Annotated in this window: 21 protein-coding genes and 1 pseudogene; 18 read left to right on the top strand and 4 right to left on the bottom strand. The window is 71.2% G+C overall.

All coding sequences use genetic code 11. From position 1 onward, the window contains the following. The 5 genes from DMH12_RS19540 to DMH12_RS19520 form a co-directional block, all read left to right on the top strand. Positions 1-1,921: bacterial transcriptional activator domain-containing protein (locus DMH12_RS19540; protein ID WP_125492828.1), on the top strand; the 1,921-nt coding region annotated here is incomplete at its 5' end. Between the two features lie 35 nt (positions 1,922-1,956). Next, on the top strand, positions 1,957-2,694 hold the full coding sequence (locus tag DMH12_RS19535; RefSeq protein ID WP_125492827.1) for an A24 family peptidase: 738 nt from the start codon (positions 1,957-1,959) through the stop codon (positions 2,692-2,694). 78 nt (positions 2,695-2,772) lie between these two features. Next, positions 2,773-3,972, top strand: a complete 1,200-nt coding sequence (gene mqnC, locus DMH12_RS19530; protein ID WP_122615659.1) for a cyclic dehypoxanthinyl futalosine synthase — start codon at positions 2,773-2,775, stop codon at positions 3,970-3,972. 7 nt (positions 3,973-3,979) lie between these two features. Continuing rightward, positions 3,980-4,582 carry an imidazolonepropionase-like domain-containing protein gene (locus DMH12_RS19525; RefSeq protein ID WP_125492826.1) on the top strand — a complete coding sequence of 201 codons (603 nt, stop codon included), beginning with the start codon at positions 3,980-3,982 and terminating at the stop codon, positions 4,580-4,582. A gap of 30 nt (positions 4,583-4,612) precedes the next feature. Next, positions 4,613-5,308 carry a demethylmenaquinone methyltransferase gene (locus DMH12_RS19520; protein WP_125492825.1) on the top strand — a complete coding sequence of 232 codons (696 nt, stop codon included), beginning with the start codon at positions 4,613-4,615 and terminating at the stop codon, positions 5,306-5,308. Here the strand turns inward: DMH12_RS19520 and DMH12_RS19515 are convergent. Next, the gene (locus DMH12_RS19515; RefSeq protein WP_125492824.1) at positions 5,295-5,675 is read right to left on the bottom strand and encodes a PASTA domain-containing protein; all 381 of its coding nucleotides are present in this window, start codon (positions 5,673-5,675) and stop codon (positions 5,295-5,297) included. The two genes, DMH12_RS19520 and DMH12_RS19515, sit on opposite strands and share 14 nt — an antisense overlap. 93 nt (positions 5,676-5,768) lie before the next feature. Continuing rightward, positions 5,769-6,284: a GNAT family N-acetyltransferase gene (locus DMH12_RS19510; RefSeq protein WP_125492823.1), complete on the bottom strand. Its 516-nt coding sequence runs from the start codon at positions 6,282-6,284 to the stop codon at positions 5,769-5,771. Between the two features lie 47 nt (positions 6,285-6,331). Between DMH12_RS19510 and DMH12_RS19505 the strand changes: the two genes are divergently transcribed. Beyond that, entirely contained in the window at positions 6,332-7,666 is a 1,335-nt protein-coding gene (locus tag DMH12_RS19505) for a geranylgeranyl reductase family protein (RefSeq protein WP_125492822.1), read from the top strand. Here the strand turns inward: DMH12_RS19505 and def are convergent. Beyond that, positions 7,667-8,307: pseudogene (gene def, locus DMH12_RS19500) on the bottom strand (peptide deformylase). A gap of 413 nt (positions 8,308-8,720) precedes the next feature. Next, on the bottom strand, positions 8,721-9,548 hold the full coding sequence (locus DMH12_RS19495; protein ID WP_125492821.1) for a C40 family peptidase: 828 nt from the start codon (positions 9,546-9,548) through the stop codon (positions 8,721-8,723). Between the two features lie 744 nt (positions 9,549-10,292). Between DMH12_RS19495 and DMH12_RS19490 the strand changes: the two genes are divergently transcribed. Genes DMH12_RS19490 through nuoL form a run of 12 tightly spaced genes read left to right on the top strand, consistent with a single transcriptional unit; the run spans position 10,293 to position 23,145 of the window. After that, the gene (locus DMH12_RS19490) at positions 10,293-10,652 is read left to right on the top strand and encodes an NADH-quinone oxidoreductase subunit A (protein WP_003974383.1); all 360 of its coding nucleotides are present in this window, start codon (positions 10,293-10,295) and stop codon (positions 10,650-10,652) included. Positions 10,653-10,664: 12 nt separating this feature from the next. Then, entirely contained in the window at positions 10,665-11,219 is a 555-nt protein-coding gene (locus DMH12_RS19485; RefSeq protein WP_018528252.1) for an NADH-quinone oxidoreductase subunit B family protein, read from the top strand. Next, a complete protein-coding gene (locus tag DMH12_RS19480; protein WP_125492820.1) occupies positions 11,216-11,971 on the top strand; it encodes an NADH-quinone oxidoreductase subunit C in 756 nt (251 codons plus the stop codon). The genes DMH12_RS19485 and DMH12_RS19480 overlap by 4 nt, the downstream gene beginning before the upstream one ends. After that, on the top strand, positions 11,968-13,290 hold the full coding sequence (locus DMH12_RS19475) for an NADH-quinone oxidoreductase subunit D (protein WP_122615670.1): 1,323 nt from the start codon (positions 11,968-11,970) through the stop codon (positions 13,288-13,290). The genes DMH12_RS19480 and DMH12_RS19475 overlap by 4 nt, the downstream gene beginning before the upstream one ends. After that, positions 13,287-14,159 (top strand): NADH-quinone oxidoreductase subunit NuoE, encoded by an 873-nt coding sequence (nuoE, locus tag DMH12_RS19470; RefSeq protein WP_125492819.1) that lies wholly within the window; start codon positions 13,287-13,289, stop codon positions 14,157-14,159. Before DMH12_RS19475 ends, nuoE begins: the two co-directional genes overlap by 4 nt. Continuing rightward, entirely contained in the window at positions 14,156-15,508 is a 1,353-nt protein-coding gene (nuoF, locus tag DMH12_RS19465) for an NADH-quinone oxidoreductase subunit NuoF (RefSeq protein WP_185832416.1), read from the top strand. The genes nuoE and nuoF overlap by 4 nt, the downstream gene beginning before the upstream one ends. Continuing rightward, the gene (locus tag DMH12_RS19460) at positions 15,505-18,009 is read left to right on the top strand and encodes an NADH-quinone oxidoreductase subunit G (RefSeq protein ID WP_125492817.1); all 2,505 of its coding nucleotides are present in this window, start codon (positions 15,505-15,507) and stop codon (positions 18,007-18,009) included. The genes nuoF and DMH12_RS19460 overlap by 4 nt, the downstream gene beginning before the upstream one ends. Next, positions 18,006-19,382: an NADH-quinone oxidoreductase subunit NuoH gene (nuoH, locus tag DMH12_RS19455; protein ID WP_125492816.1), complete on the top strand. Its 1,377-nt coding sequence runs from the start codon at positions 18,006-18,008 to the stop codon at positions 19,380-19,382. The genes DMH12_RS19460 and nuoH overlap by 4 nt, the downstream gene beginning before the upstream one ends. Next, on the top strand, positions 19,375-20,016 hold the full coding sequence (gene nuoI, locus DMH12_RS19450) for an NADH-quinone oxidoreductase subunit NuoI (protein WP_122615675.1): 642 nt from the start codon (positions 19,375-19,377) through the stop codon (positions 20,014-20,016). The genes nuoH and nuoI overlap by 8 nt, the downstream gene beginning before the upstream one ends. Continuing rightward, positions 20,013-20,870, top strand: coding sequence for an NADH-quinone oxidoreductase subunit J (locus tag DMH12_RS19445; protein WP_125492815.1), 858 nt, complete (start codon positions 20,013-20,015; stop codon positions 20,868-20,870). The genes nuoI and DMH12_RS19445 overlap by 4 nt, the downstream gene beginning before the upstream one ends. Next, the gene (nuoK, locus tag DMH12_RS19440; protein WP_003974374.1) at positions 20,867-21,166 is read left to right on the top strand and encodes an NADH-quinone oxidoreductase subunit NuoK; all 300 of its coding nucleotides are present in this window, start codon (positions 20,867-20,869) and stop codon (positions 21,164-21,166) included. Before DMH12_RS19445 ends, nuoK begins: the two co-directional genes overlap by 4 nt. Positions 21,167-21,180: 14 nt before the next feature. Further along, entirely contained in the window at positions 21,181-23,145 is a 1,965-nt protein-coding gene (gene nuoL / locus DMH12_RS19435) for an NADH-quinone oxidoreductase subunit L (RefSeq protein WP_125492814.1), read from the top strand. The last annotated feature ends 5 nt before the right edge of the window (positions 23,146-23,150 follow it).

Here is a 23,150-nt window from a genome sequence, read left to right as displayed (position 1 = left end):
CGCCACCCCCGCCGCCGAGGAGTCCGGGCGCTCCTTCGGGCTCCCCGAGGCCCTGCTCGCCGCCCCGCTGCTCGCCGCCGGTCTGCTCGGCGCCCTCGGCCGCCGGCGCCGGCAGGCGCTGTGGCACTCGGCGCTCGGAGCCGTCGGCGGACGGCGCGGCATGGAGCCGCCCACCCCGACCGGCGACGCGCAGGACGCGCAGGACGCGCTGCTGGTCGGCGCCGACCCCGACGGCGTACGCCTGCTGGACCGTTCGCTGCGCGGGCTGGCCGCATCCCTCGCCGCCGAGTCCCGACCCCTGCCGGTCGTCTACGCGGCCTGGATGGGCGGCAACGGCGACCTCCACCTGCAGCTGGCCCAGCCGGCCGGGAAGCCGCCGGCGCCCTGGCAGGTCGGGCAGGACCAGACCTTCTGGATGCTGGCCCGCGCCGACGCCGAGCGGTACGAGGACGCCGAGACGGCGGCCCCGTACCCGGGTCTCGTCAGCCTCGGCACCATGGACGACTCCCGGCTGCTGCTCAACCTGGAGGCCGTGCCCGGCCTCGTCTCGCTGAGCGGCGCCGAGGCCGACCGGGCCGCCGTGTTCGCGTCGGTCGCCGCCGAGCTGGCCACCAACGGCTGGTCGGACCGCATGACCATCACGCTGGTCGGGTTCGGGGACGACCTCACCCCGCTCGCGCCCAACCGGATACGGCACCTCGACGGCTTCGAGGACCTCTTCGAGACCATGTCCGCCGAGACCCGGCAGCGGCGCGGCGCGCTCGGCGCCGCCGGGCACGACTCCGTACTCACCGGCCGTACCGGGCCCGCCCAGCACACGCGTTGGGCGCCGCACCTCGTCCTGCTCGCCGCGCAGCCGTCCGACGAGGACGCCCTGCGGCTCGCCGAACTCGCCGCCGACGCCGGCCGCCTCGGCATCGGCTACCTCGTCGGCACCGAGGGCACCGACCTGCCCGGCGCCGCCTGGGAGATGGAGATCACCGGGGACGGGAAGCTGCTCGCCCCGCTCCTCGGGCTCGAGCTGGAGGCGCAGTTGCTGCCGGTCGCGCAGCAGCGGGCCGTGGTCGAGCTGTTCACCGACGCCGACCCCGAGCGCGGGCCCGGCGGGCCGGCCAACACCCCGCCGTTCCTCGTCGACATCAGCGAGCAGGGGCGGCCCGCGGTGTACGCGCGCCTCGTCGGGTCGTACGAGATCATCGGCCTCGACGCCCCCGACGGCGACCGCAGCGCCCAGCTCCACGAGGCGCTGGCGCTGCTCCTGCTGCACCGCGAGGGCGTCCACCCGCGCGTGCTGGCCTCCGCGCTCTGGCCGCGCGGTGTGACGGAGGACGTGCGCGACGCGCTCCTGGAGCGGCTGCGGGACTGGCTGGGCACCGACCCCGACGGCACGCCGAGGCTCGGCACCGACGCCACCGGGCGGCTCACCCTCGCCAAGTCCGTCGTCTCCGACCTCGACGTCCTGCGCTCCCTCTACTACGAGGCCACGCAGGGCCGCGGTGTCGACAGCCGCCAGGTGCGCGGCCGGCTGCTCACCGACGCGCTGGTGCTGGTGCGCGGGCCGCTGCTCGCCGACCGTCCCGAGGGCCGCTACCGCTGGCTGACCCACGAGATCATCGACGCCCAGCTGCCGCTGCTGGTCGCGGACACCGGGCTCGCGCTCTCCGAGTTCCACCTGGAGCGCGGCCGCGCGGAGAAGGCCATCGAGGCGCTGAACGCCGCGCTGCGCACCGCCCCGGCCGACGAGCGCCTGTGGCACGAGCTGCTGCGCGCCACGCACGCCACCGAGGACGCCGACCGCCTGCGCGCCCTCGCCGCCGACCTGATCGGCCGCAGCGGGGCGCGCGGTCTGCCGCCGCGCACCGAGGCGCTGCTCGACGAACTGCTGCCGACCTGGCGCGACGGCGTCGCGGCAGCGGGCTGACCCGGGCGACCGGCGTGCTCCGGACGGACATCGGTATGGACCCCTACCTCCTGGCCGTCCTCGTCGCCGCGCTCTGGGGCGCGGCGACGGGCGCGCTGCTGCCGCGGGCCGCCTACCGCTTCTCCGCCCCGTCGGGGGAAGCATGGCGCGAGCGGTGCCCGCAGGAGCATCCGGTGCGCGGCTGGCTGGGGCGGGCCCGGTGCGGTCAGTGCCCGGCCGACGAGCCGTCCTACGGCCACCGCGCCGTGCCCCTCGCCCTCGTCACCGCGCTCGTCTGCGCCGCCCTCGCCGCCGCCACCGGCACCCGGCCCGAGCTGGCCGTCTGGCTGCTGCTCGCGCCGCCCGGCGTGCTGCTGGCCGTCGTCGACCTCCGGGTACGGCGGCTGCCCGACCCCCTCACCCTGCCGCTGGCCGTCGCCGCCGTCGCCCTCCTGGGCCTCGCCGCGCTGGTGCCCGAGCACGCGGGGGAGTGGACGACCGCCCTGCTGGGCGCCCTCGCGCTCGGCGCCGGCTACCTCGTCCTGTTCCTCATCAACCCGGCCGGCATGGGCTTCGGCGACGTGAAGCTGGCCCTCACCGCGGGCGCCGTCCTCGGCTGGTACGGCTGGCCCACGCTGATGCTGGGCACCTTCGCCGGGTTCCTGCTCGGCGCGTTCTACGGCGGCGCCCTCCTCGTCGCACGCCGCGCGGGCCGCAAGACGGCGATCCCGTTCGGTCCGTTCCTGATCGCGGGCGCCTTCCTCGGCGTACTGGCCGGGGCCTACGCGGCCTGAGCGCGGACGCCCGAAGACCCTGGCGTACGCTGGGCAGGTCCGTCCACAACCCTTACGAACCTTGCGAAAGGGACGCCGGTGACCGAGAAGGCCGACCTTCAGCCCATCCTCGACCGCGCCGCCGCCGGTGGGCGGATCACCCCCGAAGAGGCGCTCGACCTCTACCGCGACGCCCCGCTGCACGCGCTGGGCGCCGCCGCCGACGCCGTACGCAGGCGCAGGTACGCCGGTACCGAGCACATCGCCACGTACATCATCGAGCGCAACATCAACTACACGAACGTGTGCGTCACGGCGTGCAAGTTCTGCGCCTTCTACGCGGCCCCCAAGGACACCAAGAAGGGCTGGAGCCGCGACCTCGACGACATCCTGCGCCGCTGCGCGGAGACCGTCGAGCTGGGCGGCACGCAGATCATGTTCCAGGGCGGCCACCACCCGGACTACGGCGTGGAGTACTACGAGAAGCACTTCGCGGCCATCAAGGCGGAGTTCCCGCAGCTCGTCATCCACAGCCTGGGGGCGAGCGAGGTCGAGCACATGGCGCGGATCTCGAAGGTCTCCGTGGAGGAGGCGATCCAGCGCATCCACACCGCCGGTCTCGACTCCTTCGCCGGCGCCGGTGCCGAACTGCTCCCCGAGCGCCCCCGCAAGGCGATCGCGCCGCTCAAGGAGTCCGGCGAGCGCTGGCTGGAGATCATGGAGATCGCGCACGGCCTCGGCGTGGAGTCGACGTCCACCATGCTGATGGGCACCGGCGAGACCAACGCCGAGCGCATCGAGCACCTGCGCATGATCCGGGACGTGCAGGACCGCACCGGCGGCTTCCGCGCCTTCATCCCGTACACCTACCAGCCCGAGAACAACCACCTGAAGGGCCGCACGCAGGCCACGCTCTTCGAGTACCTGCGGATGATCGCCATCGCCCGCCTCTTCATGGACAACGTCGCCCACATCCAGGGCTCGTGGCTGACCACCGGCAAGGAGGTCGGCCAGCTCTCCCTGCACTACGGCGCCGACGACCTCGGGTCGATCATGCTGGAGGAGAACGTGGTGTCGTCGGCCGGCGCCAAGCACCGCTCCAACCGGCTGGAGATCATCGACCTGATCCGCAAGGCCGGACGCGTCCCCGCGCAGCGCGCCACGACCTACGAGCACCTGGTCGTGCACGACGACCCGGCCAACGACCCCGTCGACGAGCGCGTGGTCTCCCACATCTCGTCCACGGCCATCGAGGGCGGCACCGCCCACCCCGAACTGAAGCTGCTCGCGCCCAACTGAGGTCACCGTGCCCACGACGATCCACGTCGCCGAGGCCTCGCCCGAGGCGGCCGTCCTGGTCGACGGCGCGCAGCTCGCCGCCGTCGGCCCGTACGAGGAGCTGGCCGCCGCCCACCCGGGCGCGCGGCTGCGGAGGTGGCCCGGCATCCTGACGCCCGGCCTGCTCAACCCGTACGGTCCGGAGCTGCTGGAGCAGGCGTACCACCCCGACCCGCGCGAGGCGGACCGGCTCGGCATCGAGCCGCTCTTCGGGGAGCGCGCGCGGGCCCTGCTGGACAGCTCCCCGTCCGCGCGGGGCGCCAGCGCACGCCGCGGTGTGCAGCGCATGCTGGCGCACGGCACGGTCGCGGTCGCCGGTGAACTGCGCGAGCGCGCGGCCCTGGACGCGGTGCGCAGGCCGGGACTCGCCTTGGCGGGGCGGCCGGCCACGCTGCCCGGGCCCGCCGCCTTCTCCCCGGTGCCCCTCGTGCTGCTGCCGGGCCTCGGCGCCGGGAAGCCCGCGCGGTTCGCGGTGTTCGACGTGCCCGACCGGGCCGCGCTCGTGCGGGAGGGCGCCTCGACGTGCGTGGCGACCGTCGTGGGCGGTCGTCTGGTGTACCGGCGCGCGTAGTCGGCCGGGGCCGCCTGCGACAATGGCCCGGTGACCCGAGCCAGCCTGAACAAGCAGCCGCACGAAGTCGCCTCGATGTTCGACCACGTCGCGCGACGGTACGACCTGACGAACGCCGTGCTGTCGCTCGGCCAGGACCGGGCGTGGCGCAAGGAGGTCGCCGACGCCGTCGACGCCCGCCCGGCGCAGAAGGTCCTCGACCTCGCGGCCGGTACGGCGACCTCGTCGCTGCCCTTCGCCCGCACCGGCGCGTACGTCGTCCCCTGCGACTTCTCCCTCGGCATGCTCCAGGTGGGCAAGGACCGGCACTCGTGGCTGCCGTTCACCGCGGGCGACGCGACGCGGCTGCCGTTCGCCGACGACGTCTTCGACGCCGTCACCATCTCCTTCGGGCTGCGCAACGTGCAGGACACGGACGCGGCGCTGCGCGAGATGTACCGGGTGACGCGGCCCGGCGGCCGGGTCGTCATCTGCGAGTTCTCGCACCCGACGTGGACGCCGTTCCGGACCGTCTACACCGAGTACCTGATGCGCGCCCTGCCGCCGGTGGCCCGCGCGGTGTCGTCCAACCCGGACGCGTACGTCTACCTCGCCGAGTCGATCCGCGCCTGGCCCGACCAGCCGGCGCTCGCCCGGCGGCTGGGCGAGGCGGGCTGGTCGAAGGTGGCGTGGCGGAACCTGACGGGCGGCGTGGTGGCGCTGCACCGGGGCTTCAAGGCGAGCTGAGCGCCGCGCAGTAGGGCGCGGGGCCGGGCGGTGTCCCGCCCGGTTCGCCCGGTTCGGCGTCCGGCTCGGCCAGCTCCCGCCGGAGCCCGCCCGGCGGCGGCCGCGGCACCCGCGGCTCGCGGATGCCCCCGCCGCCCTCGCCCTCCCCGAAGTCGAACCACACGTACACCGTCGACTCCCGCGGCACCCGCGCCCCGGGCTGCGGAAACTGGCGTACGACGTGGTCGACGACGGCGAGTCGCACATCGGGCCGGTCCGACGCGTACAGGGACAGGCCCCGCACGCGTGCCGTCTCCCGCGCGTCCACGGCCATCAGGCCGACCAGGCGCGGTACGTGGACATCGGGCTTCTCGGGTACCAGGCGCACGGACGTCACCCCCAGCGGTACCCGGCAGCGTAGCTCCGCCGCGTACCGCCCGGAAGCACCAAGTGGCTTTCTGTGACAGTCGATTACACTGAGTCACGCTCCGTGGAGGGGGAGGCGGTAGCAGTGGCCCTTCCTGTCGGAGCCGGGGATGGTGAAGACCTCGGCGAGCCGCATGCCCAGCCGTTCCGTGACCGCGATGGACCGGGCGTTGCGCGCGTTGACCATCGCGACCACCTCCGCCACGCCCGCCCCGCGCACCCGCTCCAGCGTCTGGCGGGCCGCCTCCGTGACGTACCCCTTGCCCCAGTGCGCCCGCCCGAGCCGCCAGCCGATCTCGATCTCGCCCTTGGGCCCCCAGTCGCCCGGCCACGGCTGGGCGCCGGTGAAGCCTATGACCTGCCCGGACTCGTCCACCATGGACCACAGGCAGAAGCCGTGCTCGGCGTCGTGCCGGCGCTGGCGCGCGGTCAGCTCCTCGTAGACGGACAGTTCCGCCGCCCGGCCGCCGTGGAACTCCATGACGTCCGGATCGGCGAAGATCCGGTGCCAGGCGACGGCGTCCTCGTCGGTGGGGACGCGCAACCGTACAACGGGCACAGCTCGGTTCACTGGGCAGCCCTTCAGCCGGGTGATCGGTGACGCTGAATAGACTGCCCATGTCCAGTGCCCGTCGGCACGCAGATTTCGAACTCTGGGGAGATCCCGCCGTGACCGAGCCCCTCTCCGAAAACACCGCCGATGTGATCGTCGTGGGCGCGGGGCCAGCCGGCTCCACGGCCGCGTACCACCTGGCCAAGGCTGGGCTCGACGTCCTCCTGCTGGAGAAGACCGCCTTCCCCCGGGAGAAGGTCTGCGGCGACGGACTGACCCCGCGCGCGGTCAAGCAGCTCGTCGCCATGGGCATCGACATCTCCGAGGAGGCCGGCTGGCTGCGCAACAAGGGCCTGCGCATCATCGGCGGCGGCTCCCGCCTCCAGCTGGACTGGCCGGATCTGGCCTCCTTCCCGGACTACGGACTCGTCCGCAAGCGCGACGACTTCGACGAGCAGCTCGCCCGGCAGGCCCAGAAGGCCGGCGCCCGCCTGTACGAGCGCTGCAACGTCGGCGCCCCCGTCGTCGACGACCGCACCGGCCGCATCACCGGCGTGCACGCCAAGCTGGGCGAGGACAAGCGCGAGGTCACCTTCCACGCGCCGCTGGTCGTGGCCGCCGACGGCAACTCGACGCGGCTGTCCCTGGCGATGGGCCTGCACCGCCGCGAGGACCGCCCGATGGGCGTCGCGGTCCGCACGTACTTCACCTCGCCCCGCCACGACGACGACTACCTGGAGTCCTGGCTGGAACTGTGGGACCGCCGCGGCCCCCAGGACCGTCTGCTGCCGGGCTACGGCTGGATCTTCGGCATGGGCGACGGCACCTCCAACGTCGGCCTGGGCGTGCTGAACACCTCCGCCTCCTTCAAGGACCTCGACTGGCGAGAGATCCTCAAGGCCTGGTGCGCGTCCATGCCCGAGGACTGGGGCTACACCCCGGACAACATGACCGGCCCGATCCGCGGCGCCGCCCTGCCCATGGCCTTCAACCGGCAGCCCCACTACACCAAGGGCCTGCTCCTGGTCGGCGACGCCGGCGGCCTGGTGAACCCCTTCAACGGCGAGGGCATCGCCTACGCCATGGAGTCCGCCCAGATCGCCGCCGACGTCATCGTGCAGGCGCACGCGCGGGCCACGCCGGCCCAGCGGGAGATCGCCCTCCAGCGCTACCCGCGCGTCCTGAAGGACACCTACGGCGGCTACTACACGCTGGGCCGCGCCTTCGTGAAGCTCATCGGCAACCCGAAGGTCATGCAGATCGCGGCCCAGCGCGGCCTCACCCACCCCGTCCTGATGAAGTTCACCCTCAAGATGCTCGCCAACCTGACGGACCCGACGGGCGGCGACGCGATGGACCGCATCATCAACGGACTGAGCAAGGTCGCGCCCAAGGCGTGATCAGCCCTCGGGCCCCTCGTCGAGGGCGCGGGCGTTGGCGTCCCGGCGCGCGAAGACCTCCGCGGGCGCCGGTCCGCCGACTGCCGCAGCGCGGCCTTCCGCTCCCGCGCGGAGAGCCGGTCCAGGTATACCTGCCCGTTCACGTGGTCGGTCTCGTGGGCGAGGCAGCGCGCGAAGTAGCCGGTGCCCTCGACGAGCAGCGGCTGCCCGTCCTTGTCCAGGCCCCGTACGACGGCCCGGTCGGGCCGCGGTACGGCCCTGACGGCGCCCGGCACCGACAGGCACCCCTCGCCCTCGTCCAGCAGCCGCCGGTCGGCCGGGTCCAGGGGCTGCAGGACCGGGTTCACGATGTGTCCGACATGTCGGACACCGTCGTCGTCCGGGCAGTCGTAGACGAACAGCCGCAGTGCGACCCCGACCTGATTGGCCGCCAGCCCCGCCCCTTCGGCGACGTACATCGTGCGGAACATGTCGTCGATGAGCGCGGCCAGGTCGGGACCGAACTCGGTGACGTCCCGGCAGGGCTTGTGCAGCACCTCCTCACCGACCTCCGTCACGCGCCGCACCGACCCGCGCCGGGCCTCGGGCGCGAGCGGCGGATACGCGGCGGCGGGCCGCCCCTGTACGAACACACTCGGCATGACGTTCTCTCCTCCGGCTCGTGAACGGACCGACGGAAGCGCCGGCCCGCGCCCGAGCATGCCAGGAGGCGCGGCGGGCCGCGCGTGATCCGGGAGGGGGGACGATGGCACGCGGTGCGTGGGCAGAGGGGGAGTGAGTGGCCGGGGGGCGTGCGGGACGTCGCGGGGCACTCTCGCCGCCCCACGGCGCCTCCCCGCCCTCTGGGCACCCTGTCGCTCTCCCGCGCCCCCGACGCGGGTCGCAGAAAGGCGACGGGGCGCTGAGGGGTGCGACGGGGCGACGGGGCGCGGGTGCGCGGTGGCGAGCCGGCGCGTGGCGGCGGGCGCCGAGAGGGACGTGAGGGGCGTCGGGACGTGGCGAAGGGCCGCAGCCCCCGAGCGGCTGCGGCCCTTCCTACGGATGCGCCCGAGTGCTACAGCACGCGGACCGCGCCGCTCGGCGGGTCGTAGTCGAGCGTCTGCTTGACGACGCCCGTGGAGGAGTTCTGCGCGCCGACGAACATGCCGTCGCCGACGTAGATGCCCACGTGGTATGCGCTGCCCGCGCCACCCCAGTACAGGATGTCGCCCGGCTGGAGGTTGCCGAGGCCGACCTGGGTGCCGGCGGTCGACTGGTCCTGGGAGACCCGGGGGAGGCTGATGCCGACCTGCTTGAAGGCGGCCTGCACGAGACCGGAGCAGTCGTAGGCGGACGGGCCGGTGGCGCCGGAGACATACGCCTTGCCGACCTGCGCCTGCGCGAAGGCGACGACCGCGGCGGCCGAACCGGTGGCGGTGGACGTGCTGGTGCCGCTGTCCGAGCTGCCGGAGGTGCCGGTGTCCGCGGAGGCGCTGAGGGTGGTGCGCTCGGCGCTGCGGGCGGCGCGCTCGGCGGCCTCCTTGCGCTCGGCCTCCTCGGCCTTCTTCTTGGCCTCCGCGGCCTTCTTCTTGGCGTCGGCGAGGTCGGCCTTGGCCTGCTTGGCGGCCTTGGCGGCAGCCGCGTCACGCTCGGCACGCAGCTCGTAGCTCGACGCCGCCTGCTGCGTGACGTCGGCGGACTGGGCGACCTGAGCGGCCAGGTCGGCCGTCAGGGTGGGCAGTTCGAGGGTCTGCGTCACCGGTTCGGCCGCGTTGGCCGACCCCGACGCACCGGCGACTGCCAGGGTGCTGAGGACGCCACCGGCAACTCCGGCCCGCATCGCGATTTTCGACGCGCTGCGGCGGGGCTTCCGGTGGCTGCGTATGTGAGCGGTGTGGGACATAGGGACAACCGGTATCAGTAGCTCCTCCATACCTTCAAGAAACGTGGGCTGCGCCACAGTTGTTCAATCGAGCCTCCGAACGCCGGGCGTGTCGCTCTTTATTGACGCCGTAACGGACATTGCGGACGGCCCATATCAGGGCTGTGATCACGGTCTTTGATCATTACGCCCGAATTGCCCCGCACTTACCACTGGTTGGCTCAGTTGGCCAACCCCGGTTCTCATGGACCTCTCATGAATGTGGCACAGGTCACGGAACGGTTACCCCGGCGCCTGCGTCTCGGCGCGCCCGGGCGCTCGTGAACGCGTGCACGTGTCCACATCGCACCCCGCCCCTCCCTCCGACGTGTGAACGCGCCCTCTATCAAGCCACTCCGCCCAGCGCCAATTTGCATGCAAGGGAAGCATCTTGATATGGAGACGCCCCTCGGTGACCCTCTCTGGCCAGCGGCGACGATCGAAAATGTCACCTCTGGTGATCAGCTGAACGCTTCTTGTGTGAAGATCACCGCTCATCCGACTTCATGATCGTTCGTCAGGTGGTGGAGATCACAAAGCTTGTGCAATACCCCGTGTCGCAGATCACAGAGCGGCGGGCATAGGATGCGAGGCAGTTGGGCTTGTGACCTGCTTCACATGTTCGCGATCTTCGCCGGGACGAGCGGGGCTCGTGGGGCTGTTGGGGCGGCTGTGAGTCCAGTGCAACCGCCAGCAGTCAGTGCCGACTGAGAGGAGCGAGGAGCGGTGAACGCGTATGCGCCCATCCTCGTACTGGGAGCCCTCGGGGCAGGCTTTGCGATCTTCTCCGTGGTCATGGCCACGCTGATCGGTCCGAAGCGGTACAACCGGGCGAAGCTCGAGGCCTACGAGTGCGGCATCGAGCCGACCCCCACGCCGGCCGGTGGCGGGCGCTTCCCCATCAAGTACTACCTGACGGCGATGCTCTTCATCATCTTCGATATCGAGATCGTCTTCCTCTACCCCTGGGCCGTCACCTTCGACGCCCTGGGGATTTTCGGGCTCGTGGAGATGCTGCTCTTCGTGCTCACCGTCTTCGTCGCGTACGCGTACGTATGGCGGCGCGGCGGCCTGGAATGGGACTGAGGGGCCTTTGACATGGGACTCGAAGAAAAACTGCCGAGCGGCTTCCTGCTGACCACCGTCGAGCAGGCCGCGGGCTGGGTGCGCAAGTCGTCCGTCTTCCCCGCCACGTTCGGCCTCGCCTGCTGTGCCATCGAGATGATGACCACCGGCGCCGGCCGCTACGACCTGGCGCGCTTCGGCATGGAGGTCTTCCGCGGCTCGCCGCGGCAGGCGGACCTGATGATCGTCGCGGGCCGGGTCAGCCAGAAGATGGCGCCGGTGCTGCGGCAGGTCTACGACCAGATGCCGAACCCGAAATGGGTGATCTCCATGGGGGTCTGCGCCTCCTCGGGCGGCATGTTCAACAACTACGCCATCGTCCAGGGCGTCGACCACATCGTCCCGGTCGACATCTATCTCCCCGGCTGCCCGCCGCGGCCGGAGATGCTGATGGACGCCATCCTCAAGCTCCACCAGAAGATCCAGAGCTCCAAGCTCGGGGTCAACGCGGAGGAAGCGGCCCGCGAGGCGGAGGAAGCGGCGCTCAAGGCCCTGCCGACGATCGAGATGAAGGGGCTGCTGCGGTGAGCGACGCCAACGACACCCCGGGTGACGCGAACGGGGTGAACCCCGAGAAGGACCTCTCCGCGGAGAACCTGCCGGGCCAGCGCGGCCAGGGCGGCGAGGAGATCCGCGTCCAGCGCGGCATGTTCGGCGCCAACAACGGCGGCGACACCTCCGGCTACGGCGGCCTGGTCCGCTCCGTCCGCCTCCCCGGACCGGCGAGCAGGCCCTACGGCGGCTGGTTCGACGAGGTCGCCGACGAACTCGAGGGCGCGCTGGAGGAGCAGGGACTCCTGCCCGGCAACGCCATCGAGAAGACGGTCGTCGACCGCGACGAGCTGACCTTCCACATCGAGCGCGAGCACCTGGTCCGCGTCGCCCGCACCCTGCGCGACGACCCGGCCCTGCGCTTCGAGCTGTGCACCGGCGTCAGCGGCGTGCACTACCCGCACGACAAGGGGCGCGAGCTGCACGCCGTGTACCACCTGCGCTCGATCACCCACAACCGGCTGATCCGCCTCGAAGTCAGCGCCCCCGACGCCGACCCGCACATCCCGTCGCTGGTCACCGTCTATCCGACGAACGACTGGCACGAGCGGGAGGCCTACGACTTCTTCGGCATCGTCTTCGACGATCACCCCGCTCTGACGCGGATCATGATGCCGGACGACTGGCAGGGCTTTCCGCAGCGCAAGGACTATCCCCTCGGCGGCATCCCCGTCGAGTACAAGGGCGCCCAGATCCCGGCTCCGGACCAGCGGAGGTCGTACTCGTGAGCACTTCACACGCCTCCCCCAGGGAGACCACCGAGGGCACCGTCTACACGGTCACCGGCGGTGACTGGGACGAGGTCGTCCAGTCCGCCGCCCGCGCCGACGACGAGCGCATCGTCGTCAACATGGGTCCGCAGCACCCGTCCACGCACGGCGTGCTCCGCCTGATCCTGGAGATCGACGGCGAGACGGTCAGCGAGGCCCGCTGCGGCATCGGCTACCTGCACACCGGCATCGAGAAGAACCTCGAGTACCGGACCTGGACACAGGGCACCACCTTCGTGACGCGCATGGACTACCTGACGCCGTTCTTCAACGAGACGGCGTACTGCCTGGGCGTCGAGAAGCTGCTCGGCATCGAGGACCAGATCCCGGACCGGGCCACGATCATCCGCGTCCTGCTGATGGAGCTGAACCGGCTCTCCTCCCACCTGGTGTGCATCGCCACCGGCGGCATGGAGCTGGGCGCCACCACGATCATGATCTACGGCTTCCGCGATCGTGAACTGGTTCTCGACGTCTTCGAGCTGATCACCGGCCTCCGGATGAACCACGCGTACATCCGCCCCGGCGGGCTCGCCCAGGACCTGCCGCCCGGCGCGGTGGACCAGATGCGCGAGCTGGTGAAGAAGATGAAGAAGAACCTCCCGGAGTACGACAAGCTCGCCACCGGGAACCCCATCTTCAAGGGCCGCATGCAGGACGTCGGCTACCTCGACCTGGCCGGCTGCATGGCCCTCGGCGCCACCGGCCCGGTGCTCAGGTCCACCGGCCTGCCGCACGACCTGCGCAAGAGCCAGCCGTACTGCGGCTACGAGACGTACGACTTCGACGTCCCGACCGCCGACACCTGCGACTCCTACGGCCGCTTCCTGATCCGGCTGGAGGAGATGCGCCAGTCGCTCAGGATCGTCGAGCAGTGCCTGGACCGGCTGGAGCCGGGACCGGTCATGGTCGCCGACAAGAAGATCGCCTGGCCCGCCCAGCTCGCCCTGGGACCGGACGGACTCGGCAACTCCCTCGACCACATCAAGAAGATCATGGGCACCTCCATGGAGGCCCTGATCCACCACTTCAAGCTGGTCACCGAGGGCTTCCGGGTGCCGCCGGGGCAGGCGTACGCGGCGGTCGAGTCGCCCAAGGGCGAGCTGGGGGTGCACGTCGTCTCCGACGGCGGCACCCGCCCCTTCCGGGTCCACTTCCGCGACCCGTCCTTCACCAACCTTCAGGCCATGGCGGCGATGTGCGAGGGCGGCCAGGTCGCCGACGTCATCGTCGCGGTGGCCTCCATCGACCCCGTGATGGGAGGCGTCGACCGGTGACCACCTCTTCTTCGGAGCGGGGCGTGAGCCTGGGCATGCCGGAGCTGCCCGCGCCCGCCTACCCGGACGACGTCCGGGCCCGGCTGGAGACCGACGCGCGCGAGGTCGTCGCGCGCTACCCGGACTCCCGGTCCGCCCTCCTGCCGCTGCTGCACCTCGTGCAGGCGGAGGAGGGGTACGTCACGCGCACCGGCATGCGGTTCTGCGCGGACGTGCTGGGCCTCACCACCGCCGAGGTCACCGCGGTCGCCACCTTCTACTCCATGTACCGGCGCCGGCCGAGCGGCGACTACCAGGTCGGCGTCTGCACCAACACGCTGTGCGCGGTCATGGGCGGCGACGCCATCTTCGAGTCCCTCCAGGAGCACCTGGGCGTCGGCAACGGCGAGACCACCGAGGACGGCAAGGTCACCCTGGAGCACATCGAGTGCAACGCGGCCTGCGACTTCGCACCGGTCGTGATGGTCAACTGGGAGTTCTTCGACGACCAGACCCCGGCCAGTGCCCGTGCCCTCGTCGACGACCTGCGCGCGGGACGGCAGGTGACGCCCACGCGCGGGGCGCCGCTGTGCACCTTCAAGGAGACCGCCCGGATCCTGGCGGGCTTCCCCGACGAGCGGGACGGCGCCGTCGCGGCCGGCGGCAGCGCGGGCCCCGCCTCCCTGGCCGGCCTGAGGCTGGCCAAGGGTGAGACGTCCGCCGCGCGCGTGGTGCACCCGCGGGACGGCGGGCCGCACGACGCCGCGCCGGACCGGGACGTGCACGAGCCGTCACCGACGGAACACCTCAGCTCGCACGACGCGCCGCAGGACACGTCGGCGTCCGACCCCGCCAACCCGGCAGGGCCTACCGCCGAGGAGGGTGAGTGATGACCGTGGCCGCCGAGATCAAGGGCAGCAGCCCGGAGAAGCTGCTCGCACCCGTGCTGTCGGCCTTCTGGGACGAGGACGAGTCCTGGACTCTGGACGTCTACCGGAGGCACGAAGGGTACGAGGGGCTCCGCAAGGCCCTGGCGATGGCGCCGGACGACCTGATCGCGTACGTCAAGGAGTCCGGTCTGCGTGGACGCGGCGGCGCCGGTTTCCCGACGGGGATGAAATGGCAGTTCATCCCCCAGGGTGACGGCAAGCCTCACTATCTTGTTGTCAACGCCGACGAATCGGAGCCCGGGACCTGCAAGGACATCCCGCTCCTCTTCGCGAACCCGCACAGCCTCATCGAGGGCATGATCATCGCGTGCTACGCCATCAGGTCGTCGCACGCCTTCATCTACCTGCGGGGTGAAGTCGTCCCCGTACTCCGGCGGTTGCACGAGGCCGTGCGCGAGGCCTACGCGGCCGGCTTCCTCGGCGAGAACATCCTGGGCAGCGGACTCGACCTCGACATCACCGTGCACGCGGGCGCGGGCGCGTACATCTGCGGTGAGGAGACCGCACTGCTCGACTCGCTCGAAGGCCGCCGGGGTCAACCGCGGCTCCGTCCCCCCTTCCCCGCCGTCGCGGGCCTCTACGCGTGCCCGACTGTGGTGAACAACGTCGAGTCGATCGCTTCCGTTCCCGCGATCCTCAACAAGGGCAAGGAATGGTTCAGGTCGATGGGCAGCGAGAAGTCCCCGGGCTTCACGCTGTACTCGCTCAGCGGCCACGTGGCGGGTCCCGGCCAGTACGAGGCCCCGCTCGGCATCACGCTGCGCCAGCTCCTCGACATGAGCGGCGGCATGCGGCCCGGCCACCGGCTGAAGTTCTGGACACCGGGCGGCTCCTCGACGCCGATGTTCACCGACGAGCACCTCGACGTCCCCCTCGACTACGAGGGAGTGGGCGCCGCGGGTTCCATGCTCGGCACCAAGGCGCTCCAGTGCTTCGACGAGACGACCTGCGTCGTGCGCGCCGTCACCCGCTGGACCGAGTTCTACGCCCACGAGTCCTGCGGCAAGTGCACCCCCTGCCGTGAGGGCACGTACTGGCTCGTGCAGTTGCTGCGCGACATCGAGGCCGGCAAGGGCGTGATGTCCGACCTCGACAAGCTGAACGACATCGCCGACAACATCAACGGCAAGTCCTTCTGCGCCCTCGGCGACGGCGCCGCCTCGCCGATCTTCTCCTCGCTCAAGTACTTCCGCGAGGAGTACGAGCAGCACATCACGGGCCGCGGCTGCCCCTTCGACCCGGCCAGGTCGACGGCCTGGGCCGACCACCGTACGGAGGTGAACGCATGACTGTGACCACCAGCGCTCCCTCCGGCGGAGGAGAGGCCGCCGTCCCGCCCGAGGACCTCGTGTCGCTCACGATCGACGGCGCCGAGATCAGCGTGCCCAAGGGCACCCTGGTCATCCGGGCCGCCGAACAGCTCGGCATCGAGATCCCGCGCTTCTGCGACCACCCCCTCCTCGACCCGGCCGGCGCCTGCCGGCAGTGCATCGTCGAGGTCGAGGGCCAGCGCAAACCCATGGCGTCCTGCACCATCACCTGCACCGACGGCATGGTGGTCAAGACGCAGCTCACCTCGCCCGTCGCGGAGAAGGCCCAGCACGGGGTGATGGAGCTGCTGCTCATCAACCACCCGCTGGACTGCCCGGTCTGCGACAAGGGCGGCGAGTGCCCGCTGCAGAACCAGGCGATGTCGCACGGCCAGTCCGAGTCCCGCTTCGAGGGCAAGAAGCGGACGTACGAGAAGCCCGTGCCCATCTCCACGCAGGTGCTGCTCGACCGGGAGCGCTGCGTGCTCTGCGCCCGCTGCACCCGGTTCTCCAACCAGATCGCCGGCGACCCGATGATCGAGCTGATCGAGCGGGGCGCGCTCCAGCAGGTCGGCACCGGCGAGGGCGACCCCTTCGAGTCGTACTTCTCCGGCAACACCATCCAGATCTGCCCGGTCGGCGCGCTCACCTCGGCGGCCTACCGGTTCCGCTCCCGCCCCTTCGACCTGATCTCCTCGCCGTCGGTCTGCGAGCACTGCTCCGGCGGCTGCGCGACCCGCACCGACCACCGGCGCGGCAAGGTAATGCGGCGCCTCGCGGCCAACGAGCCCGAGGTCAACGAGGAGTGGATCTGCGACAAGGGGCGCTTCGGGTTCCGGTACGCGCAGCAGCGGGACCGGCTGACCACGCCCCTGGTGCGCAACGCGGAGGGCGACCTGGAGCCGGCCTCGTGGCCGGAGGCCCTGCAGATCGCCGCGCAGGGGCTGCTCGCCTCCAGGGGCCGCACCGGTGTGCTGACCGGCGGCCGGCTCACCGTCGAGGACGCGTACACGTACAGCAAGTTCGCGCGCGTGGCGCTCGACACCAACGACATCGACTTCCGCGCGCGCGTGCACAGCGCCGAGGAGGCCGATTTCCTGGCCGCCCGGGTCGCCGGGCGCGGCCGCGACCTGGACGGTACGGGCGTCACCTACACCTCGCTGGAGAAGGCGCCCGCCGTCCTGCTGGTCGGATTCGAGGCCGAGGAGGAGGCGCCCGGCGTCTTCCTGCGGCTGCGGAAGGCCTGGCGGGGGCACGGGCAGAAGGTCTTCTCGCTGGCCACGCACGCCACCCGGGGCCTGGAGAAGGCAGGCGGCACGCTGCTTCCCGCCGCTCCCGGCACCGAGACCGAGTGGCTGGACGCCCTCGCGAGCGGCGTCGGACTGGAGGACGGCGGCGGCCAGGCGGCCGAGGCGCTGCGCGCCGAGGGCTCCGTGATCGTCGTCGGCGAACGGCTGGCCTCCGTGCCCGGGGGGCTGACCTCCGCCGTACGGACCGCCGCCGCGACCGGCGCCCGGCTGGTGTGGATCCCGCGCCGGGCCGGGGAGCGCGGCGCGATCGAGGCGGGTGCGCTGCCGTCGCTGCTGCCCGGCGGCCGTCCGGCGACCGACCCGCGCGCGCGTGAGGAGGTCGCCGCGGTCTGGGGCCTGGCCGACCTGCCGCACCGCTTCGGCCGGGACACCGGTGAGATCGTCGAGGCCGCGGCCCGGGGCGAACTCCAGGCGCTGCTGGTGGCGGGCGTGGAGGTCGCCGACCTGCCCGACCCGGCACGCGCGCGTGCGGCGCTCGACGAGGCCGGTTTCGTGGTGTCGCTCGAGCTGCGGCCCAGCGAGGTCACCGAACGCGCCGACGTGGTCCTGCCCGTCGCCGCGGTCGCCGAGAAGCCGGGCACCTTCCTCAACTGGGAGGGCCGGGTGCGCTTCTTCGAGGCGGCGCTCAAGCCCGACCAGATGACCCGCCGCCTCGCGCCCACCGACGGCCGCGTCCTGCAGATGCTGGCCGACGCCATGGACGTCCACCTCGGCCTGCCGGATCTGCGCACCACACGCGCGGAGATCGACCGGCTCGGCGCCTGGGACGGGCCGCGGGCCGGCGAGCCGCTGCAGACCGCGAGCGCGCTGCCGCGCCCGGCCGCCGGTGAGGCCGTCCTGGCCGGGCACCGGCTGCTGCTCGACCAGGGCCTGCTCCAGGTGGGCGACGAGGCGCTGGCCGGCACCCGGCACGCCGCGCACGCGCGCGTGTCGGCCGCCACGGCCGCGGAGGCCGGCGTCAAGGACGGCGACCTGCTGGCCGTGACCGGACCCGCCGGGGCCGTCGCCCTCCCGCTCCAGGTCACCGAGATGCCCGACCGGGTGGTCTGGCTCCCGCTGAACTCGGCAGGCACGGGCGTCGCCTCCGACGCCGGGGTGCTGCCCGGGTCCCTCGTCCGCATCGGTCCGGCGACGTCCGCCGGTGAGGCCCCCAAGGAGGTGGAGGCATGAGCCCGTACCTCGCCGCTGAAGACCTCTCGATGTTCGGCACCGACCCCTGGTGGCTGGTCGTCGTCAAGGCGGTGTTCTGCTTCGCCTTCCTGATGGTGACCGTGCTGTTCTCCATCGTGTGGGAGCGCAAGGTCGTCGCCTGGATGCAGCTGCGCATCGGACCGAACCGGCACGGCCCCTGGGGCATGCTCCAGTCGCTCGCCGACGGCATCAAGCTGATGCTCAAGGAAGACCTGGTCGTCAAGCGCGCCGACAAGGCGGTGTACGTCCTCGCGCCGATCGTCGCGGCCATCCCGGCCTTCATGGCGATCGCCGTGATCCCCTTCGGCCCGGCCGGCAACGAGGTCTCGATCTTCGGCCACCGCACCGCGATGCAGCTCACGGACCTGCCCATCGCCATGCTGTTCATCCTGGCGGTCGCCTCGGTCGGCATCTACGGCATCGTGCTGGCGGGCTGGAGCTCGGGATCGACGTACCCGCTCCTCGGCGGGCTGCGGTCCTGCGCGCAGATGATCTCCTACGAGATCGCGATGGGCGCCGCGTTCGCCTCGGTCTTCCTCTACTCCGGGTCGATGTCCACGTCGGAGATCGTCGCGCAGCAGGGCGACCGCTGGTACATCGTGCTGCTGCCGGTCTCCTTCATCCTCTACGTCGTCACGATGATCGGCGAGACCAACCGCGCCCCCTTCGACATGCCGGAGTCCGAGGGCGACCTGGTGGGCGGTTTCAACACCGAGTACTCGTCGATCAAGTTCGCGATGTTCATGCTCGCCGAGTACGTGAACATGGTGACCGTCTCGGCGGTCGCCACCACGCTGTTCCTGGGCGGCTGGCGGGCCCCGTGGCCGGTCAGCACCTTCTGGGAGGGCGCCAACCACGGCTGGTGGCCGCTGCTCTGGTTCGTCGTCAAGGTCCAGTTGCTGCTGTTCTTCTTCATCTGGCTGCGCGGCACACTCCCGCGCGTGCGCTACGACCAGTTGATGAAGCTCGGCTGGAAGGTCCTCATCCCGGTCTCCCTGGTCTGGCTGATGCTGGTCGCGACCGTGCGGGCCCTCCGGAACGAGAACTACGACTTCGCCGACATCGCCCTCTACATCGGCGGCGGTGTCCTGGCCCTGCTGCTGCTCTCCTTCGCCGTGGACATCTTCCGCGAGAAGGGCAAGCGGGCCGAGGCGCCCGCCGAGGAGCCCGCCGCGTTCGACCCCATGGCCGGCGGATTCCCCGTACCGCCGATGCCCGGACAGGAGTTGCCGCCGGTGCCACGGCGTCGCCCGCGCCGGGAGCGGGAGCTGATTGTCAGTGGCGGACCCGATACTCAGAGTGACGGACCTGTGGGCGGATCTACGGATGGAAAGGAGGCGTCCGATGGCTGAGGAACCCAAGGAGACCAACCCCGGTTTCCAGAACCCCGTGGCCGGCTTCGGCGTGACCTTCAAGGCCATGTTCAAGAAGCGGCTGACCGAGCAGTACCCGGAGCAGCAGAAGACCACCGCTCCGCGCTTCCACGGACGGCACCAGCTCAACCGCCATCCGGACGGCCTGGAGAAGTGCGTCGGGTGCGAACTGTGCGCCTGGGCCTGCCCCGCGGACGCCATCTACGTGGAGGGCGCGGACAACACCGACGAGGAGCGCTACTCGCCGGGCGAGCGGTACGGCCGCGTCTACCAGATCAACTACGCCCGCTGCATCCTGTGCGGCCTGTGCATCGAGGCGTGCCCCACACGCGCGCTGACGATGACCAACGAGTTCGAACTGGCCGACTCCAGCCGCGCCAACCTCATCTTCACCAAGGACCAGCTGCTGGCCGGCCTGGAGGAGGGCATGGTCGACTCGCCCCACGCCATCTACCCGGGCACGGACGAGCAGGACTACTACCGGGGCCTGGTGACCGAGGCGGCCCCCGGCACCGAGCAGCAGGTCGCGCACTCCAAGGGCGAGGTCGTCCAGGAGGGCGACTCGACCTTCGGCGGGACCGAACCGGCGTCGGAGAAGGTGATCCGCCGATGAGCGCGCAGCTCGCCGCCGCGGCGACCCTCTCGGCCGGCACCTCCACCGGGGAGGCCGTCCAGTTCTGGATCCTCGGCACGGTCGCGGTGATCGGCGCCCTGTGCACCGTCTTCATGCGGAAGGCCGTGCACAGCGCGCTCTGCCTCGCCGGGACCATGATCGTCCTGGCGGTGTTCTACCTCGCCAACGGCGCCTACTTCCTGGGCATCGTGCAGATCGTCGTCTACACCGGCGCGGTCATGATGCTGTTCCTGTTCGTGGTGATGCTCGTCGGCGTCACCGCGGCGGACTCCCTGAAGGAGACCATCAAGGGCCAGCGCTGGCTGGCCCTGGTGTCCGGGCTCGGCTTCGGCATCCTGCTGATCGCCGGCATCGGCAACGCCTCGCTGGAGGAGACCACCGGCCTCGCCCAGGCGAACGCGAACGGGAACGTGGAGGGCATCGCGTCCCTCATCTTCACCAAGTACGTCTTCGCCTTCGAGATCACCGGCGCGCTGCTCATCACGGCCGCCGTCGGCGCCATGGTGCTCACCCACCGCGAGCGCACCGAACGCGCGGCGACCCAGCGCGAACTGGCCGAGCGCCGCGTCCGCGAGGGCAAGCACCTGCCGCCGCTCCCGGCACCCGGCGTGTACGCCCGGCACAACGCGGTCGACATCGCGGGCCTGCTGCCCGACGGCACCCCGTCCGAGCTGACCGTCAGCAAGACGCTGCGCGAGCGCGGCCAGATCCGCGACGTGTCGACCCAGGCGCTGGGCGACCTGAAGGCCCTGGAGCAGCGGGCCGAGGAGCGCCTGGAGCGTGGCGCGGCCGGGCCGGACAACTCCAGGCGGTCCGAGGAGGCGTCGAAGTGAACCCCGTCAACTACCTGTACCTCGCGGCACTGTTGTTCACGATCGGCGCCACCGGCGTCCTGATCCGGCGCAACGCGATCGTGGTCTTCATGTGCATCGAGCTGATGCTCAACGCCTGCAACCTCGCGTTCGTCGCCTTCTCCCGCATGCACGGCAATCTCGACGGCCAGATCATCGCCTTCTTCACGATGGTCGTCGCCGCCGCGGAGGTCGTGGTCGGGCTCGCGATCATCGTGTCCCTGTTCCGTTCCCGCCACTCGGCCTCGGTCGACGACGCCAGCCTGATGAAGCTGTGAGGGGTCGCTGAATCGTGGAGAATCTGATTGCGCTGCTTGTCGCGGCGCCCTTGCTCGGAGCTGCGGTTCTGCTGTGCGGCGGACGCCGGCTCGACGCCGTCGGCCACTGGATCGGCACGCTGCTGGCGGCCGCGTCCTTCGTGATCGGCGTCGTCCTCTTCGCCGACATGCTCGGCAGCGGTGCCGAGGACCGCACCCTGACGCAGCACCTGTTCAGCTGGATCCCGGTGGAGGGCTTCCAGGCCGACGTCGCCTTCCGGCTCGACCAGCTGTCGATGACGTTCGTCCTGCTGATCACCGGCGTCGGCTCACTGATCCACCTGTACTCCGTCTCCTACATGGAGCACGACGAGCGCCGCCGCCGCTTCTTCGGCTACCTCAACCTGTTCCTCGCGGCGATGCTGCTGCTCGTCCTCGCCGACAACTACCTGCTGCTGTACGTCGGCTGGGAGGGCGTCGGACTCGCCTCCTACCTGCTGATCGGCTTCTGGCAGCACAAGCCCAGCGCCGCCACCGCCGCGAAGAAGGCCTTCCTGGTCAACCGCGTCGGCGACATGGGCCTGTCCATCGCGATCATGCTGATGTTCCTCTGGTTCGGCACCTTCGCCTTCGGGCCGGTGCTCGGCGGCGAGGGCGAGGCCGCGCTCGCGGGTCAGGCCGGCGAGGGCAAGCTCACCGCGATCGCCCTGATGCTGCTGCTCGCCGCCTGCGGCAAGTCCGCCCAGGTACCGCTCCAGTCCTGGCTCGGGGACGCGATGGAGGGCCCGACCCCGGTCTCGGCTCTCATCCACGCCGCGACCATGGTGACCGCGGGCGTCTACCTGATCGTCCGCTCCGGCGCGATCTTCAACGGCGCGCCCGACGCCCAGCTGGTGGTCGCCATCGTGGGCGCGGTCACGCTGCTCTTCGGTGCGATCGTCGGTTGTGCCAAGGACGACATCAAGAAGGCGCTGGCCGGTTCGACCATGTCGCAGATCGGCTACATGGTGCTGGCCGCCGGACTCGGCCCCATCGGCTACGTCTTCGCCATCATGCACCTGGTGACGCACGGCTTCTTCAAGGCCGGGCTGTTCCTCGGCGCGGGTTCCGTCATGCACGGGATGAACGACGAGGTCGACATGCGCCGCTACGGCGGACTGCGCAAGTACATGCCGGTCACCTTCGTCACCTTCGGGCTCGGCTATCTCGCGATCATCGGCTTCCCGGGACTGTCCGGCTTCTTCTCCAAGGACAAGATCATCGAGTCGGCGTTCGCCAAGGGCGGCACCGAGGGCTGGATCCTCGGCGGCGTCGCCCTGCTGGGCGCGGCCATCACGGCGTACTACATGACGCGCGTGATGCTGATGACGTTCTTCGGCGAGGAACGCTGGCGCAAGGCGCCGACGCCGTCGCCCGCCGCCCCCGACGTGGAGCCGGCCGCCGAGACCCGCGGCGCTTACGAGCCTCCGCACCCGCACGAGTCGCCGAAGCTCATGACGATCCCGATGATCGTGCTGGCCGTCGGCTCGGTGTTCGGCGGCGCGTTCTTCAGCATCGGCGACCGGTTCGTGCACTGGCTGGAGCCCATCACCGGGCACGACCACGGACACGCGCCGATCAGCGCCCTGACGGTCACGGTCTCCACGGTGGCCGTGATGGTGATCGGTGTCGCGGTCGCCTGGGCGCAGTACGGGCGCCGTCCGGTCCCGGCCGTCGCCCCGCGCGGGTCGCTGCTCACCCGGGCCGCCCGGCGCGACCTGCTCCAGGACGACTTCAACCACGTCGTCCTGGTCCGCGGCGGCGAGCACCTGACGCGCTCCCTGGTCTACGTCGACCACACTCTGGTCGACGGGGTCGTCAACGGCACGGCGGCCTCGGTCGGCGGCCTGTCCGGGCGGATGCGCAAGCTGCAGAACGGGTTCGCGCGCAGTTACGCGGTCTCGATGTTCGGCGGTGCGGCGGTCCTCGTCGCCGCGACCCTGCTGATGAGGGCGGTCTGATACCG

This window comes from Streptomyces sp. WAC 04229 (assembly GCF_003947455.1).
In the GTDB taxonomy this organism is placed as follows: domain Bacteria; phylum Actinomycetota; class Actinomycetes; order Streptomycetales; family Streptomycetaceae; genus Streptomyces.
Note: the sequence above shows the minus strand (reverse complement) of the source record. Positions and strands in the feature narration are given on the sequence as shown.

What these genes read in the sequence shown, in the direction of transcription:
- DMH12_RS19495 (WP_125492821.1), bottom strand. Translation starts at nt 9,548, where the DNA reads ATGTCCCACACCGCTCACATACGCAGCCACCGGAAGCCCCGCCGCAGC.
- DMH12_RS19445 (WP_125492815.1), top strand. Translation starts at nt 20,013, where the DNA reads ATGAGCGCGCAGCTCGCCGCCGCGGCGACCCTCTCGGCCGGCACCTCC.
- nuoH (WP_125492816.1), top strand. Translation starts at nt 18,006, where the DNA reads ATGAGCCCGTACCTCGCCGCTGAAGACCTCTCGATGTTCGGCACCGAC.
- DMH12_RS19535 (WP_125492827.1), top strand. Translation starts at nt 1,957, where the DNA reads ATGGACCCCTACCTCCTGGCCGTCCTCGTCGCCGCGCTCTGGGGCGCG.
- DMH12_RS19485 (WP_018528252.1), top strand. Translation starts at nt 10,665, where the DNA reads ATGGGACTCGAAGAAAAACTGCCGAGCGGCTTCCTGCTGACCACCGTC.
- nuoI (WP_122615675.1), top strand. Translation starts at nt 19,375, where the DNA reads ATGGCTGAGGAACCCAAGGAGACCAACCCCGGTTTCCAGAACCCCGTG.
- DMH12_RS19505 (WP_125492822.1), top strand. Translation starts at nt 6,332, where the DNA reads ATGTCCAGTGCCCGTCGGCACGCAGATTTCGAACTCTGGGGAGATCCC.
- DMH12_RS19460 (WP_125492817.1), top strand. Translation starts at nt 15,505, where the DNA reads ATGACTGTGACCACCAGCGCTCCCTCCGGCGGAGGAGAGGCCGCCGTC.